The sequence below is a fragment of the Bifidobacterium kimbladii genome (assembly GCF_032193675.1).
GTDB lineage: Bacteria > Actinomycetota > Actinomycetes > Actinomycetales > Bifidobacteriaceae > Bombiscardovia > Bombiscardovia kimbladii.
Genome location: NZ_JASTZZ010000004.1, coordinates 80,422 through 94,659, shown reverse-complemented (window position 1 = coordinate 94,659; position 14,238 = coordinate 80,422). Strand labels below are relative to the sequence as shown.

The 14,238-nt window shown below is 61.4% G+C and carries 13 protein-coding genes and 1 riboswitch; of the genes, 8 read left to right on the top strand and 5 right to left on the bottom strand.

The features are described from left to right. Position 1: 1 nt before the first annotated feature. The 7 genes from QRX41_RS06360 (at position 2) to QRX41_RS06330 (ending at position 9,705) form a co-directional block, all read left to right on the top strand. Complete coding sequence (locus tag QRX41_RS06360) at positions 2–1,528, top strand: UDP-N-acetylmuramoyl-tripeptide--D-alanyl-D-alanine ligase (protein WP_313839424.1); 1,527 nt, start codon at positions 2–4, stop codon at positions 1,526–1,528. A gap of 74 nt (positions 1,529–1,602) precedes the next feature. Next, a complete protein-coding gene (mraY, locus tag QRX41_RS06355; RefSeq protein WP_045924096.1) occupies positions 1,603–2,706 on the top strand; it encodes a phospho-N-acetylmuramoyl-pentapeptide-transferase in 1,104 nt (367 codons plus the stop codon). 79 nt (positions 2,707–2,785) lie between these two features. Further along, positions 2,786–4,225, top strand: a complete 1,440-nt coding sequence (gene murD / locus QRX41_RS06350; protein ID WP_313839423.1) for a UDP-N-acetylmuramoyl-L-alanine--D-glutamate ligase — start codon at positions 2,786–2,788, stop codon at positions 4,223–4,225. Continuing rightward, positions 4,209–5,432, top strand: coding sequence for a peptidoglycan glycosyltransferase FtsW (locus QRX41_RS06345; protein ID WP_313839422.1), 1,224 nt, complete (start codon positions 4,209–4,211; stop codon positions 5,430–5,432). The genes murD and QRX41_RS06345 overlap by 17 nt, the downstream gene beginning before the upstream one ends. A gap of 70 nt (positions 5,433–5,502) precedes the next feature. Continuing rightward, a complete protein-coding gene (locus QRX41_RS06340) occupies positions 5,503–6,735 on the top strand; it encodes a UDP-N-acetylglucosamine--N-acetylmuramyl-(pentapeptide) pyrophosphoryl-undecaprenol N-acetylglucosamine transferase (RefSeq protein WP_313839561.1) in 1,233 nt (410 codons plus the stop codon). Positions 6,736–6,874: 139 nt separating this feature from the next. After that, complete coding sequence (gene murC / locus QRX41_RS06335; RefSeq protein WP_313839560.1) at positions 6,875–8,443, top strand: UDP-N-acetylmuramate--L-alanine ligase; 1,569 nt, start codon at positions 6,875–6,877, stop codon at positions 8,441–8,443. Then, the gene (locus tag QRX41_RS06330; RefSeq protein WP_313839420.1) at positions 8,440–9,705 is read left to right on the top strand and encodes a cell division protein FtsQ/DivIB; all 1,266 of its coding nucleotides are present in this window, start codon (positions 8,440–8,442) and stop codon (positions 9,703–9,705) included. Before murC ends, QRX41_RS06330 begins: the two co-directional genes overlap by 4 nt. On the opposite strand, the gene dtd is transcribed toward QRX41_RS06330, so the two are convergent. The 3 genes from dtd to QRX41_RS06315 all read right to left on the bottom strand — a co-directional run bounded on the left by dtd (position 9,698) and on the right by QRX41_RS06315 (position 11,505). Next, complete coding sequence (gene dtd, locus QRX41_RS06325; RefSeq protein WP_313839418.1) at positions 9,698–10,198, bottom strand: D-aminoacyl-tRNA deacylase; 501 nt, start codon at positions 10,196–10,198, stop codon at positions 9,698–9,700. The two genes, QRX41_RS06330 and dtd, sit on opposite strands and share 8 nt — an antisense overlap. Before the next feature lie 449 nt (positions 10,199–10,647). Then, a complete protein-coding gene (locus QRX41_RS06320) occupies positions 10,648–10,929 on the bottom strand; it encodes a GNAT family N-acetyltransferase (RefSeq protein ID WP_313839416.1) in 282 nt (93 codons plus the stop codon). A gap of 258 nt (positions 10,930–11,187) precedes the next feature. Beyond that, positions 11,188–11,505 (bottom strand): DMT family transporter, encoded by a 318-nt coding sequence (locus tag QRX41_RS06315; protein ID WP_313839415.1) that lies wholly within the window; start codon positions 11,503–11,505, stop codon positions 11,188–11,190. An 8-nt stretch (positions 11,506–11,513) separates the two neighbouring features. Beyond that, a riboswitch (guanidine-III (ykkC-III) riboswitch) is annotated at positions 11,514–11,577 on the bottom strand. A gap of 200 nt (positions 11,578–11,777) precedes the next feature. Here QRX41_RS06315 and QRX41_RS06310 point away from each other — a divergent pair. After that, a complete protein-coding gene (locus QRX41_RS06310; protein ID WP_313839414.1) occupies positions 11,778–13,217 on the top strand; it encodes an FtsX-like permease family protein in 1,440 nt (479 codons plus the stop codon). A 322-nt stretch (positions 13,218–13,539) separates the two neighbouring features. Here QRX41_RS06310 and QRX41_RS06305 read toward each other — a convergent pair whose 3' ends face one another. Together QRX41_RS06305 and QRX41_RS06300 are read right to left on the bottom strand one after the other, a co-directional pair. After that, positions 13,540–13,818 (bottom strand): type II toxin-antitoxin system RelE/ParE family toxin, encoded by a 279-nt coding sequence (locus QRX41_RS06305; protein WP_045924101.1) that lies wholly within the window; start codon positions 13,816–13,818, stop codon positions 13,540–13,542. Then, positions 13,811–14,065 carry a type II toxin-antitoxin system RelB/DinJ family antitoxin gene (locus tag QRX41_RS06300; protein WP_313839413.1) on the bottom strand — a complete coding sequence of 85 codons (255 nt, stop codon included), beginning with the start codon at positions 14,063–14,065 and terminating at the stop codon, positions 13,811–13,813. The genes QRX41_RS06305 and QRX41_RS06300 overlap by 8 nt, the downstream gene beginning before the upstream one ends. Positions 14,066–14,238 lie beyond the last annotated feature (173 nt).

Sequence of the window (14,238 nt, the reverse complement as noted above, 5' to 3'; positions counted from 1 at the left end):
GATGAGTCAGTCTGTAGGGGCCGGGTCCATGCCCATGACCCTGGAAGAGGTCGTCGAATATGTGCACGGTCGGCTGGTCGAGGTCAGTCCTGGTCACGAATCCGACCAGCGGTCCGTGCGCATGCGGGTGGTGACCGACTCCCGTCAGGCCAAGCCCGATGGACTCTTCGTAGCCATCAAGGGCGAGCACGTGGATGGCCATGACTATGTTCCCGGCCTGGGAGCCAAGGGCTGCCGGGCGGCCCTGGTCGACCATCTCGTTCCGGGCGCTGACCTGCCCCAGATTCTTGTGGACGATACGGTTGACGCCTTGGGGCTGCTGGCCCGGGCCAGCATAGACCGTCGGCGCGCAGCGTCAGAACCCTTTACGGTGATTGGCATCACCGGATCCGTCGGCAAGACCACCACCAAGGATCTGCTGTCCTCCCTGCTGGCACTCCTTGGTCCGGTGGTGGCCCCTGTCGGGTCTTTCAACAACGAGATCGGCCTTCCTCTGACTGCCTTGGAGGTGGGGCCTGACACCCGGTATCTGGTGGCCGAGATGGGTGCCAACCACCTGGGTGAGATCGCCCGGCTGACCACAATGGTTCCCCCGGACATGGCTCTGGTCCTCAAGGTGGGAGTGGCCCACCTGGGCGAATTCGGCTCCGTGGATCGCATCGCCCAGGCCAAGAGCGAGATCGTGCAAGGTCTGGTGCCGGGCGGGACCGCCGTGCTCAACGCAGACGATTCCCGGGTGGCTGCCATGGCTGATCTGGCCTCTGGCCCTGTTCTGCGGTTTGGCATGGCCGCTGAGGACGGCGGTCAGGACCGCAGCCTGGACGGCTCGGCTCGCTACCTTGACAGCGACAGCCTGGACAGGCCGGCCTTCGAGCTGCGTCTGCCTGGCCAGCAACCAGTGCGGTTGCGTCTGGGCATCCCGGGGCGGCACAATGTCATGAACGCCCTGGCTGCCGCCACGGTAGCCCACGCTCTGGGTCTGGACGCAGAACGCATCGCCGATGAGCTGGGTCGACAGCGGCAAATAAGCCCGCATCGGATGGCCCTGTCTTCGGTCCTGCTGCCGGATGCCTCCTTCACGCTGATCGATGATTCCTTCAACGCCAATCCCGACTCCGTGCGGGCTGGTCTGGACGCCCTGGCCGCCTGGAAGGGATCCGATGGCCCGGTCTATCGGATAGCTGTCCTGGGGGTCATGCTTGAGCTGGGCGGCCAAGGGGAGCAGCTGCACCAGGAGATCGGCGCCTACTGCCGTCGGTTGGGCATTGATGCGTTGGTCGCGGTGGGCTGCCGGGATCAGCAGATGGACGGGTTGGTTCATGCCCTTGTCCGTGGCGCTGGCGGCCTATCTGGTCGGAGCGAGGAACAGCCTGGGGCCATGCGAGTCCTCTTCGCCCAGGATGCTGACCAGGCCGATCACATGGTTCGCCGCCTATGCGCCAAGCATCCTGACCGGCAAAATCTTGTCCTGCTCAAGGGCTCGCACATGTCCGGCCTGTCCGGTCTGGCCGACCGGTGGCAGGGCTGAGCCATGAATCTGCTGGCATCCCCACAGCGGGGTAGAACGTTCAAGGACAGAATCCAAGAGTTGGAGTACACACTGTGATTGCCCTCATCATCGGAATCCTGGTCGCCCTGGTGGTGACGCTGGCAGGCACCCCCCTGCTGATACGGCTGGTCCACCGTCTGCACTACGGCCAGTACATCCGCCAGGATGGGCCCAAGTCCCACCTGGTCAAGCGCGGCACCCCGACCATGGGCGGGCTGATCATCAACCTGGCCATCCTGCTGGGTTGGGCAGCCTCGGCGCTCTACCGCTACCTGTCGCGGGGGGAATCCGTGTCCCTGTCGGCCATGCTGGTGCTGTTCGCCATGCTCTCCATGGGCTTCCTGGGCTTCATCGACGACTTCGCCAAGGTGCGCAAGAAGCAGAACCTGGGCCTGTCGGTCAGGGCCAAGTTCATCGGCCAGTTCATACTGGCCACCATCTACGCGGTGCTGGCTCTGAAGCTGCCCACCAAGAACGGGTACCCCAGCGCCCAGGCGGGCATCTCCTTCGTGGAGCAGCCCATCATCGACTTCAGAATGGCAGGCAGCGTCCTGTCCGTGGTGCTGTTCATCATCTGGGTCAATCTGCTGATGACGGCCTGGAGCAATGCGGTCAACCTGACTGACGGCCTTGACGGGCTGGCTTCAGGCTCCTCCATGATCGCCTTCGTGGGTTACACGGTCATCGCCTTCTGGGAAAGCTACCACTTGAAGGGCGGCAGCCATCCCGGCCATGCCTACGCGGTCTCCGACCCCCTGGACCTGGCCATCATCGCCTGCTGCGCGGCCGTGGCCTGCTTCGGCTTCCTCTGGTACAACACCAATCCGGCCTCCATCTTCATGGGAGACACCGGATCCTTGGCCCTGGGCGGGCTCTTCGCAGCCCTGTCCATCGCCACTCATACCGAGCTTCTGGCGGTCATCCTGGGCGGGCTCTTCGTGGGCGAGGCCGCCTCCGACGTCATCCAGGTGGGCTACTTCAAGCTCACCCACAAGCGGGTCTTCAAGATGGCGCCCATCCACCACCACTTCGAGCTGATGGGTTGGCAGGAGTCCAAGGTGGTTGTCCGGTTCTGGATGGTGGACCTGATCTTCGTCCTGCTGGCCCTGGTCTGCTTCTATGCAGACTGGGTGGTCCGCTCTGGGCTGCCCATCTGAGCGCGTCCATTCACGGTACCGGACTTCGGCAGCCGGTATCATGCCAAGCAGATGCCGGAGCTAGCGGAATGAGGTGTTCATGGATATGGACTTGAGCCAGAAGCGTGTACTGGTCGCCGGGCTGGGCATTTCCGGACGGAGCGTGGCCGCAGCCCTGCGAGGCCGGGCGGCCGGGGTGATCACTGTGGACCAGCGCGCCCCGCAGGCCGATCTTCATGACTTCGACCAGGTGGACTGGAGCCAGGTGGACCTGGTCATGGCCTCGCCCGTCTTCAATCCGCGCACCCCATTTATCCTTGAGGCGCAGCGTCGGGGCATCCCTGTGGTCAGCGAAGTGGAGATGGCTTGGATGCTGCGGGTGCCCGCAGCCCGGACCGGCCGGCCAGCCCCCTGGATCGGAATCACCGGCACCAATGGCAAGACCTCGACCACCAGGATGGTCGCCGCCATGATGCAGGCCAGCGGGTTCACGGCCCCTGCGGTGGGCAACATCGGCAAGGCCGTATCCACAGCCGTTCTGGACTCCGACAACGACATGCTCTGCGTAGAGCTGAGCTCCTTCCAGCTGCACTTCACTTTTTCGCCGACCCTGGAGTGCGCGGCCATCACCAATCTGGCCGACGACCACCTGGACTGGCACGGTGGCTTTGAGGCCTATGCGGCCGACAAGGCGCGCATCTACCGGGGCGTGCGCAAGGCCCTGGTCTACAACGCTGACGACTCCCGGGTCTCTGAACTGGCCAGGCAGGCGCAGCCAGCCCCAGGCTGCCGACGTGTGGGCTTCACCCTGGGTCGGCCCGAGCCTGGGCAGTTGGGCGTAGAGGATGGCTGGGTCATAGACCGCAGCGGATTGACCGGTCATGATTTTGAGGAGGGCGTCAGGCTGGTCCGGGTGGCCGACCTGACGGATCTGTGCGAGCCTGACGGCACGGTCTACCCCCATCTGCTGGCTGATGCCCTCTGCGCCCTGGCTTTGGCCCTGGGTGCTGGAGCCAAGGTCGACGCGGCCATCGAAGCCATGCGTGCTTTCACCCCTGGCGACCACAGGATCAGTACGGTGGCCACCCTGGGCCAGGGTTCGCAGGCCATCCGTTTTGTCGACGACTCCAAGGCCACCAACGCTCATGCCGCCGAGGCCTCCCTGGCCAGCTACCATGACGGCCAGGTGGTCTGGCTGGCCGGCGGGCTGGCCAAGGGCGCCCGCTTTGACGATCTGGTCCGGTCCCGCAGGTCCAAGCTGGCTGCAGCCGTGGTCATCGGTCAGGATCAGCAGCCCATAGTTCAAGCCATCAAGGACCAGGCGCCCGATCTGCCGGTTACCCTGATCGACCCTGGTGCCGGCGATCAGGTTATGGCCCGGGCCGTCCGTGCCGCCGGCTCCTATGCACAGCCTGGCCAAGTGGTTCTGCTGGCCCCCGCCTGCGCTTCCATGGACCAGTTCGCCTCCTATGCCGACCGGGGCGACCAGTTTGCCCAGCAGGCCGAACAGTGGGTCCACGAGCATGAAGCGCGACACTGATCCGCACAAGGCTCCCTCCCGGGGGTCTGGCGGCAAGGGGGACTACCGGGGCTGGCGGGCCATTCTCAACCCGCTCTGGTGCTACTACGGCTTTTTGGCTACGGTCGTCGCCACCACGGTTTTCGGCCTGATGATGGTCTTTTCCTCCTCGGCTGTGGATCTGGTGGCCCAGGGCAGCTCTCCCTGGAGCCAGGTTATTCGTCAGAGCATATACGCCGTGGTGGGGCTGTTGCTGGCCCTTTTGGCCGTAAGGATCAGCATCGACCGCTACCGGAGCTGGAGTACCGGGTTTCTGATTGTCAGCCAGGGTGTTCAGCTGCTGACGCGTACTCCCCTGGGGCGGTCTGCCAACGGCAATGAGGGATGGATCTCGGTGGGGGGCATCTCCATGCAGCCGGCCGAGCTGCTCAAACTGGCCCTGTGCCTGTGGCTGCCCCAGGCCCTGATCGAAGCCCAACGGCAGGCTGGCAAGGATTCCGACCTGAAGAGCCAGGCAAAGGCCTATGCCAGGCCGGCCGCCGGCTTTCTGATCAGTTTCCTGCTGATCATGCTGGGCAAGGATCTGGGAACGGCCATGATCATCGTCATCATCGGCTTCGTGGCCTTCCTGGTCTCGGGCTTCCCCCTGCGCTGGCTGCTCAGCCTGGCAGTTCTGGGGATGGCCGCGGTCATCGGCTTTTCGGTCTACGGCAACAGCAACCGGACCCAGCGGATCATGGCCGCCTACGGCAAGTGCTCGGCGGATGACATTCAGGGTGTCTGCTACCAGTCCATCCACGGACTGTATGCCATGGCCTCGGGGGGCCTGACCGGGGTCGGGCTGGGCAACTCCAGGGAGAAGTGGAACTACCTGCCCGAGGCGCACAATGACTTCATCTTCGCTGTCATCGGCGAGGAGCTGGGCTTTGTAGGGGCGGCCATGCTTATTCTGGTCTTCGTGGTCATGGGCTGGTGCATGCTGAGGATCGCCCTGACCACCAGGAACCGGTATGCGGGCATGGTGCTGATCTGCCTGGATGTATGGCTGGTGGGTCAAGCACTGGTCAACATCTGCGTGGTTCTGGGCCTGTTGCCGGTCATCGGCCTGCCCCTGCCCTTCGTGTCGGCTGGAGGGACCGCCCTGATCTCCTGCCTGGCTTCGGCCGGGGTGGCCCTGCAGATGATTCGGACTCAGCCGGACGTGAAGGCGGCCACAGACGGGTCATGAGATATGGAATGGATATGGCGGAGAGGAAGCGGATTCAGGGATGACGACAGCGACGAGGACCGAGAACGGGATGCCTGGGGACGACCAGGAGCATGCCGGTAAGGGCGCTGGTCCCCATCTGGTGCTGGCCGGAGGGGGAACGGCAGGGCATGTCAACCCCCTGCTCAGCGTGGCTGCGGCCATTCAGGAACGCTGCCCCCAGGCGGCTGTCAGCGTGATCGGTACTGCTGTCGGGCTGGAGCACGACCTGGTGCCGGCCGCCGGACTTCCCCTGGACCTGATTGAGAAGGTGCCCTTCCCCCGTCGCCCCGGCAAGGCCGCCCTGGGCTTTCCCCGGCGTTGGCGGCATGAGGTGCAGCGAGTCCGAGAATATCTGCAGGATCGGTCGGCCGACCTGGTGGTCGGCTTTGGTGGCTATGCCTCGGCGCCGGCCTACAGGGCTGCGCGGAACCTGGGTCTGCCCATCGTCGTCCACGAGCAGAACGCCCGGGCAGGCATGGCCAACAAACTGGGCGCTCGCTGGGCTGATTTCGTCGGTACAGCCTATGAGGATACCGGCATCCGAGCCCGGGCCGGAGTGCCTGTGCGCCGCGTGGGTCTTCCCCTGCGGCCAGCCATCGCCCGGCTGGCCAAGCGGATGGAGGCTGATCCCTCGGGCGCTCGCCGGGAGTCGGCACGGTCCCTGGGTCTGGATCCCGATAGGCCCATTCTGCTGGTCACCGGGGGATCCCTGGGCGCGCTCAGCCTGAATAAGGCGGTGGCTGGCGCGGCCCGGCAACTATTGGAGCGAACCCAGGTCATCCATCTGACGGGCCGCGGCAAGGCCGACCAGGTCAGAGAGCAGGTGGCGGCTGATCTGGGCGATGCGGCCATCAACGATTTGGACCCGGCCCACCAGGGCCGGGGGGACTACCACATGGCTGAATACTTGGAGCGGATCGATCTGGCCTTCGCCTGTGCCGACTTGGTGGTCTGCAGGGCTGGTGCCGGCTCTGTCAGCGAGCTGGCCGCCCTGGGGGTGCCCGCCGTCTACGTGCCCCTGCCCATCGGCAACGGCGAGCAGCGATTCAACGCCCAGCCAGTCGTTCAGGCCGGGGGAGGGCTCATGGTCGATGATGCGGCGCTGGACGCCAAATGGGTGGCCCAGCACGTCCCTGCTCTTATGGCTGATAAGGATAGGCTGGCTGACATGCGCAGCCGGGCCTGGGGGTACGGGATTCGCGACGCTGCCCAGGTGATGGCTGAGCAGATCCTGACCATGGCCGACCAACACCTTGCCCGCAAGGACTCTGGGAGGGCCTAATCGGGCATAATGGAGGCAGGCGACGGGCGACCGTCCTGAACGGTCCTGAACTGTTGGAGGAGATGCAACTACTGTGCCCAAGCATGAATTGAATACTGTGCCCGGTCGGCAGGGCGGCGGCGACCGGTCCCTGCCGGTTCTGGACCCCTGCCTGCCTGCCTTGGTCCAGGCCGGAGTGCGCGACCCCAAGGATCTGGGGCCCACCCACTTCATCGGCATCGGCGGGGCCGGGATGAGCGTGCTGGCCGAGATGCTTCACCAGGAGGGGGCGCAGGTCTCGGGCTCCGACCGTGCCGAGGGGGACAAGACCCGCCGCCTGCGTCAGCTGGGAATCCCGGTCGCCATCGGTCAGGACGCCAGCAACGTGGCCGGGGCTCGCACGGTGGTCTGGTCCAGTGCCATCAAGCCTGACAATCCCGAGATTCTGGCAGCTCGCGAGGCCGGCGCCCGGCTGGTCCACCGCAGTGACATTCTGGCCCTGCTCATGGCCTCCAGAATTTCAGTCACCGTGGCCGGTGCCCATGGCAAGACCACCACCAGCGCGCTCTTGGCCCACCTGCTGACCAAGGGCGGCCAAGGGGATCTGGCCGATCCCAGCTACGCCATCGGGGGCAGCCTTCAGAGCGGCCAGGGGCCCATGGACGGGGGGCATGTGGGAGCCGGACGGGTCCTGGTGGCCGAGGCGGACGAGTCCGACGGCAGCTTTGGCAAGTACACTCCCGACATCGCCATCATCACCAACGTGGAGCCCGACCATCTGGACCACTACGGCACGGCTGACGCTTTCCACCAGGCCTTCGTGGAACATGCCCGGCATGCCCGCCGCTTCCTGGTGGTCTGCGGGGACGACCAGGGCGCCCTGGAGGTGCTGCGGCGGCTGCACGGGGACTGCCAGGCCAAGATCATCGTCTATGCTTCGGATCCCCAGCTGAATATGGGCTCCCTGCCCGGGGTCCTCGGCCTGGTTCGCATCGAGTCCGAGTCCGAAAGCAGCGGCAGCGGTCGTGAGCATTGCCGTTTGGCTCTCCCGGCGCAGGTGCTTCAGGCAGCAGGGTTGGATGCCAGCAAGCCGCTCGAATTGCAGGTGGACTTGGCGATTCCCGGCATTCACAATGCCCGCAATGCAGCCGCGGCCATCATCGCCGCCATCCTGTTGGGAATGGCCCCGGATACGGCCGCCGCTTCTGCCGCAGACTTCCGTGGGGCCTCTCGACGCTTCGAGGTCCGTGGAATCCAGCACGGGGTCACCGTAGTGGACGATTACGCCCATCATCCTACGGAGATCGCTGCTCTGCTGACCGCCGCCAGACGGCGTTATCCGGGGCGGACCATCAGGGTGCTCTTCCAGCCTCACCTGTATTCGCGAACGGCCATCTTCGCTGACCGGTTCGCAGATGCTTTGTCCCTGGCGGACGATGTGAACGTAACCGACATCTTCCCCGCCCGTGAGCTGGCCAGCGATTTTCCGGGCGTGGATGCCGGGACCATCCCTGCCGCCGCTCGCAAGGCATCGAACCATGAGTCCCAGGATTCCGGGAAGAGGTCGACCGGAGCTGTCTTCCGGGCCTGCCCGGACATGCATCAGGCAGCTCTGGATCTGGCCGAGCGGGCAGAGCCGGGGGATGTGATCCTGACCGTAGGCGCCGGCGATGTCACCGCCATGGGACCGGTCATTCTTGACAGGCTGGCTGAACGGGACGAACAGTGAAGACCGGCAAGGGTCGCAGCGCCTCCGGCGGAGCCTCTTCCAGAAGCAGGGCCGTTCGGGCTGCCAAGGCCGCACGGACAGCCCGGTCTGGGCGCACCACCAAGCCTTTGGGAGAGGAACCGCAGACCGGCAGAACCGCCAGATCGGGCAGGTCGGCCGCTTCCGATGCTGCGGGATTGGCAGGTCGCCGGTCCAAGGCTGAAAAGACAGGCGGCAGGGGCAGGCGTCTCAAGCGGTCCAAGCGTCTCAAGGGTCGTCCCAATCGTGCCAAGAATGCAGGCGGCTCCAGGACACGTAGCCCAAGGTCGGCCTCTTCATCCTCCCGCTCGCTGGTCAAAGGCAGCAGCGCCTCAGCCTCCAAGTCTGTGACATCCAAGTCTGCGCTCTCACGCTCGACGACTTCGGCCGGCGGATTCGTCGATGCCCGGACCATACCGCCGGACCGACCCGTCTCAGGCAGGATTGGCACCGACCAGGAGGATCAGGGGCTGGGGATCTTCGTACGGCCCAAGGTTCTGGACTTTCAGGCCCGTGTGCGCGAGAAGAAGAAGGTCAGCCGCAGGCTGGTCCTGATCCGGACAGGTGTCGCCCTCCTGGTCATGGCTCTGATTGCAGGACTGTCATGGCTGCTTTTTCTCTCGCCGGTCTTCCGCCTGCAGACCGAAAAGATCGATGTCAGCGGCGGCAATGCCTGGGTGTCCAACGATCGGGTGGCCTCAATCGTGGCTCATCAGGGGGATCGCTCGCTGCTGCTGATTTCCACTAATGGAGTCGAGCAGGAGATCAGCGGCATGGCCGGGGTGACCGATGCCAAGGTCCGCAAGAGTTTTCCGCACGGTCTGGAGGTGACCTTCGATGCCCAGGAGCCCACTGCGGTCTTCAAGGATGCGCAGGACAAACTGACGGCCGTAGACAGACAGGGGAGGGTGCTCAATACTGTGTCCAAGCCGGTGAAGGGAGTGCCGGTCATCCAGGTGTCCACTGTCAATCGTGCCCAGCAGGATCAGGCGGTCAGGCAGACCCTGCGGATACTGTCGACCATGCCCGAGGCCATGCGTCATTCGGTGACCAAGGTGACTGCGGAAACCCAGGACTCCATCACCACCGAGCTGGACCAGGGCAACCATGTCATCATCTGGGGCGACGGCTCCGACCTGAAGCTCAAGCAGGCGGTGGTCGACAAGATCATCAACGATCCAACCAAGATCGGCGACAAGCATCAGCTTGATGTGTCGGCGCCCCTGCGGCCCATCGTCAAATAGTCGCTGCAGGAGCTGCCGTCTTCATCAGCCGGTCGGTATCCAGCAGGATGGTCACCGGTCCGTCGTTGACCAGATCCACTCGCATGTGGGCGCCGAATTGTCCGACGGCAACTGGCACACCGGTCGCGGCCAGCGCCCGGTTCAGGTCCTGCCAGACCTTTTGGGCATGTCGGGGTTCTCCCGCAGCCATGAAGCTTGGACGGTTGCCGCGACGCAGATCCGCGTAAAGGGTGAACTGGGAGATGGAGAGGATGGAGCCGCCGCAGTCCAGGACCGACCGGTTCATCCGGCCCTCCTCGTCGGCGAAGATGCGCATCCGGGTCAGCTTGCGGACGGCATAGTCCACTTGGGCATCGCCGTCGCTGTCCTGGACGGCCACTAGAAGCAAGAGTCCTGTGCCGATGCTTTGGGGTTTAAAATCAGGATCCGGCTGTCCTTGCTCGTCGACCACATCGACTCGGGCATGGCTGACCCGTTGTATGACGATTCTCATGGTTCCAGTCTAAATACTTCAGGCGTTGTTGTAGTACCGCAGGGTACAGCTGGACCGGTACCTGGTGAAGGTCGTACTGGAGAACCGCTTGAAGACTGGCATGAAGGGCGTCCACTTCAATGTAGTCATGGCAGGGCTGGTTCCTGTCAATGGTTCAGTCGATGGTTCAGTCGATGGCTGTCCCTTCAACTCTTACGATGCCTAGTTTCAGGTCGAAGTCCGCGGTGCCTGTGTTGCCAAGGCAATATGACGTGCTGCCTCTTCGGCGCAATCCTGATCGGTGTGCATGGAGGATGTCATGAGGAATTACCTACTTACTCCGCTGACGGGCGGATTCCGATCAGTCATGGTTTTTCCTTGGATCGTCTCAGATTCGTTGGCGCCGCTGGATTATGCAGACGTATCCGTCAACTGACTGCTGCGGTCATGATCCAGTCGGTCTGTAGATCCTAGCCCAAGGTGAAGGTGTGCTCCCCAGTCCGTTTGAAGCCCATGGCTTGGTAGAAACGTTGGGCGGGCTCATTGTGCTCCCATACACCCAGCCAGGTTTTGCTCAGGCTCTGGTTCCTGGCACGTTTGAAGGCTCGATTGATCAACAGGGTGCCCAATCCGCGGTGCTTGAAATCCGATAGGACGTATAACCGCTCGATCTCCATGGATGTGTCGCCGAACTGCTCTGTTTGGGCCTTCCCGGTGTTGAGCTGCATGTAGGCTGCGGGCGTGCCGTCCACGCTGGCCAGAAAAAAACGGATTCAGGTTCGGACAGTTGTGACTTGACCAGTTCGGGGGAGAAGGAGTGCCGGAGGTAGTCTTCCATGTTCTCTTGGCTGTTGTCGGCGGCGAAGGTGTCGCGGAAAGTGGTAATGCCCAAGGAACGTATCAGTCCGGCATCATCTGATGTGCATTGCCGTATTGTTGCGGTCATGATAGCGATTCCTTTCCTCATTGATTCTGCTGCTTGGATATATCTGCTTTGATAGGCACTGTTTTCAGTTGACGACCTTGAGTCCGACCACGCAAGCAACCAGGCCGATGATGAGCAGGATGCGGGCCAGCGAAACAGGTTCCGATCCCGTGGCCATGGCATATAGGACAGTCAAGGCAGCTCCGATGCCGACCCAGACCGCGTAGGCCGTGCTGGTTGGGATGTTGCGCATGGCAAAGGCCAGACCCATCATGCTGAGAATCAGTCCTACAATAAAAACGATGTCAGGGACGATTTTGGTAAAACCTTGGGATTTACCTAGCGCGGTGGCCCAGACCGATTCACAGACGCCAGCGAATATGAGTACGATCCACGAGGACATGGTTCCCTTTCGGCAAGTCTTGTCGCTGTCCGGGTACTTGACCATCGTCCGGGAACCTGAATCAGATTCTGGCCATCAGAATAGCACGAGGCAGCACCCTGATAGTTGAATAGCAAGGGAGCGGTCGACGGTCCATTGCGAGAGGGAATCAGGGTTGATTCAGGGTCGTTTCAGGGGTTTGCCGGATGTTGTCTTACGCGCCGATCGACTATTCATATAAATAGAGGCATGTAGCTGTATGTACGCACGAGGATGTGGCAGGTGAATGAATCATGACTTGGGCCTTGCGTGACCTGAAAGCCAATAATGGCATCTGGGCTGGCGTCTTTATCGTTCTTGTGGTCACCCAAACCCGGCTCTGCGCCATGAGCGTGAGTATGGGCGTCAACAGCTATTACCAGGGTTTGTCGGCTAAGACCAGGGATCCTGCCAAGAGTCTCGCATCGGCCCTGAGTTTGGTCTTCCTCACAGTCATTGTGCTCGGCTGCCTGGTGATTAAGCAGACCTTGCAGGCATCGATTCGCCAACGTCGGCAGGGGTTGTCCCTTCTTTCGCTGCTGGGAGCCACGCCTAAGCAGGTCCTGGTGCTTACGCTTTTGCAGGTGATGATTCTGGCTCTGCCGGCCTCCCTTGTTGCTGTGGTTCTTTCACCTGCGCTGGCTGGAAGGATCCTGGATTGGTATTCCACAGGGATGCGAATGCCGGTACATTTCGCTTTTACCTGGCACGTTTTTCCCAGGTCTGCCCTGACTGGTCTTGCAGTGGGATTGGCCACGGTCGTCTTGGCGACCAGCCGGACATTGCGGGATTTGGGGAAGATGACACCCGTCCGGATGGTGCGCCGTGCTGAGGAGAGCGAATCGGTTGAACGGCCGCGACATGGACGTGGTCTTGTATCGCTTTTCCTTGGGCTGGCCTTGCTGCTATTGCCGTTGCCTGTCTTTGCCTATCTTTCGCACATCGGCTCTGGGGCCTTAGAGCCTAAGCAGGTCCAGGCGGTCATAAGTGCCGTTGGAAGTGGACCGCTGTTTGCTATTCTCTTGCTGCTGATTGCCTTGGCACGTTCTGGGGGGCCAGTTATAAGCAGGATCACTCAACTTTGGACTGCTCTGGTCCCCTCGTCGTCTGCTGTCTGGCGGATAGCGCGTTCACAGGCTGTGGCCAGGAGTCGAGATACGACATTCGGCTCAACAGTTATAGCTCTGACTGCCTGTATGTTTCTGGTTGGTGGTCTGTTGGCTGCCGGAGGCACCAGTACCATCGCCATGAACAAGGTACCGGGAATAGAGAACGTCACATCGGGTGGAACCCTGGAGTTGCTCTATGGTTTCTGGGCAGCGCTGCTGGTCGCCCTGGTCGGCGTGATTGCGGGGTTCGCCATCGCCGCTCGGGATCGTGACCTAGATTTGGCGCTCCTGTCAATTGCCGGCGCAAACCCGCGGCAGCTGACTGCTATATCCATATTGGACGGCACCATCGTGATGACTACGGGCATTATCATCGCAGCGGGCGGCACCGGACTGGTCGGACTGAGTACAGCTATGGTCTACTGGCCGCTTGTCCATAGTCTGTCCATGGTTTTTCCTTGGCAGGTCTTCCTTATATGCGGATTGCCGATTATCGTCGTCGGCTCGCTGGCGACCATGCTGACGGCGCGGCCTGCTTTGAAGCGCTCGCCCATAGCCATTCTGCAAGGCGCCGTAGGCGAATGATTCACAATGCACTTTTACTCCTGGACCCGCGATGCGTAAATGAGCGGTCTTGCCGAGCATTGATCTCGGCCATGGCTGTGTGACATATTCATCAACCTGCAGTTCCTTGCTGTATTGACCAGTACTGGTCAATACAGAAAATACATGTTGGCTGCTCGAAGATGGGTATCGCCATTATGGCACGTTAATCTTGAGGAGATCCTACTGACGATTAACTCTTTAACTGAGAAGTAGATAAACAGTTGGCGGTCAAATTTGTGTATTGAGTACAGTGATTCGTGTCAGTCGGAACAAGGCTCGATTACTCAGACTTTCACTTATGTCACAGTGTTTGGTCATGGCTGCCAGTGGTCATCAAAGTGAGAATCATTCGATTTTTATCGCGCTTGTACACCAGGAGCCAGTCTGCGTCGACATGTAGCTCCTCGTATTTGGACCAGCGTCCTTTCAACTGGTGATTTCGGTATTTACGTTTAAGCAGTGCTGAATTGTAGTCAGCCAAGTCGTCGAGCACTTGATCGAGCCTGCTTAAGTCGAAATGCTTCTTCTTGATTTTCTTGACATCACGCAGGAATTTCTGCGTATATGCAAACTCATACATGATGGATGATGTCTTTCATATCCTCTACATCACCCACGTGAGTGACCGGTGAAGCTTGAGCTTCCTCCATTTCCCCGTCAAAATTGGAAAGTTGGGAGCGAAATGGAAGTCCCCCTTCGCGCAAAGACTGAGAAAGAAACATATTTATTGCTGTGCCGAGATCAAGGCCTAGATCTTCGAAAAGCTGTGAGGCTCGACGCTTCATATCCTCGCTGGTGCGAATTTGAATTCTCGCTGTCTCTTTCATAACTTTCACCCGCTTCAATTGCTCTATTTGTCTTCTTTAGCTCCCAAATTATATCATTTGTGCTCCGAATGGAGCTACTTTGGAGTTATTCTAACTCTGCGAGTAAAGAAACGAGCATGACTTGAGGTTCATGAATTAGGCTGTTGCCAATGTGGCGCACCAAATAATCCGTA

What these genes read in the sequence shown, in the direction of transcription:
- QRX41_RS06310 (WP_313839414.1), top strand. Translation starts at nt 11,778, where the DNA reads ATGACTTGGGCCTTGCGTGACCTGAAAGCCAATAATGGCATCTGGGCT.
- QRX41_RS06315 (WP_313839415.1), bottom strand. Translation starts at nt 11,505, where the DNA reads ATGTCCTCGTGGATCGTACTCATATTCGCTGGCGTCTGTGAATCGGTC.
- dtd (WP_313839418.1), bottom strand. Translation starts at nt 10,198, where the DNA reads ATGAGAATCGTCATACAACGGGTCAGCCATGCCCGAGTCGATGTGGTC.
- QRX41_RS06360 (WP_313839424.1), top strand. Translation starts at nt 2, where the DNA reads ATGAGTCAGTCTGTAGGGGCCGGGTCCATGCCCATGACCCTGGAAGAG.
- QRX41_RS06300 (WP_313839413.1), bottom strand. Translation starts at nt 14,065, where the DNA reads ATGAAAGAGACAGCGAGAATTCAAATTCGCACCAGCGAGGATATGAAG.
- QRX41_RS06340 (WP_313839561.1), top strand. Translation starts at nt 5,503, where the DNA reads ATGCCTGGGGACGACCAGGAGCATGCCGGTAAGGGCGCTGGTCCCCAT.
- QRX41_RS06345 (WP_313839422.1), top strand. Translation starts at nt 4,209, where the DNA reads ATGAAGCGCGACACTGATCCGCACAAGGCTCCCTCCCGGGGGTCTGGC.
- QRX41_RS06305 (WP_045924101.1), bottom strand. Translation starts at nt 13,818, where the DNA reads ATGTATGAGTTTGCATATACGCAGAAATTCCTGCGTGATGTCAAGAAA.
- murD (WP_313839423.1), top strand. Translation starts at nt 2,786, where the DNA reads ATGGATATGGACTTGAGCCAGAAGCGTGTACTGGTCGCCGGGCTGGGC.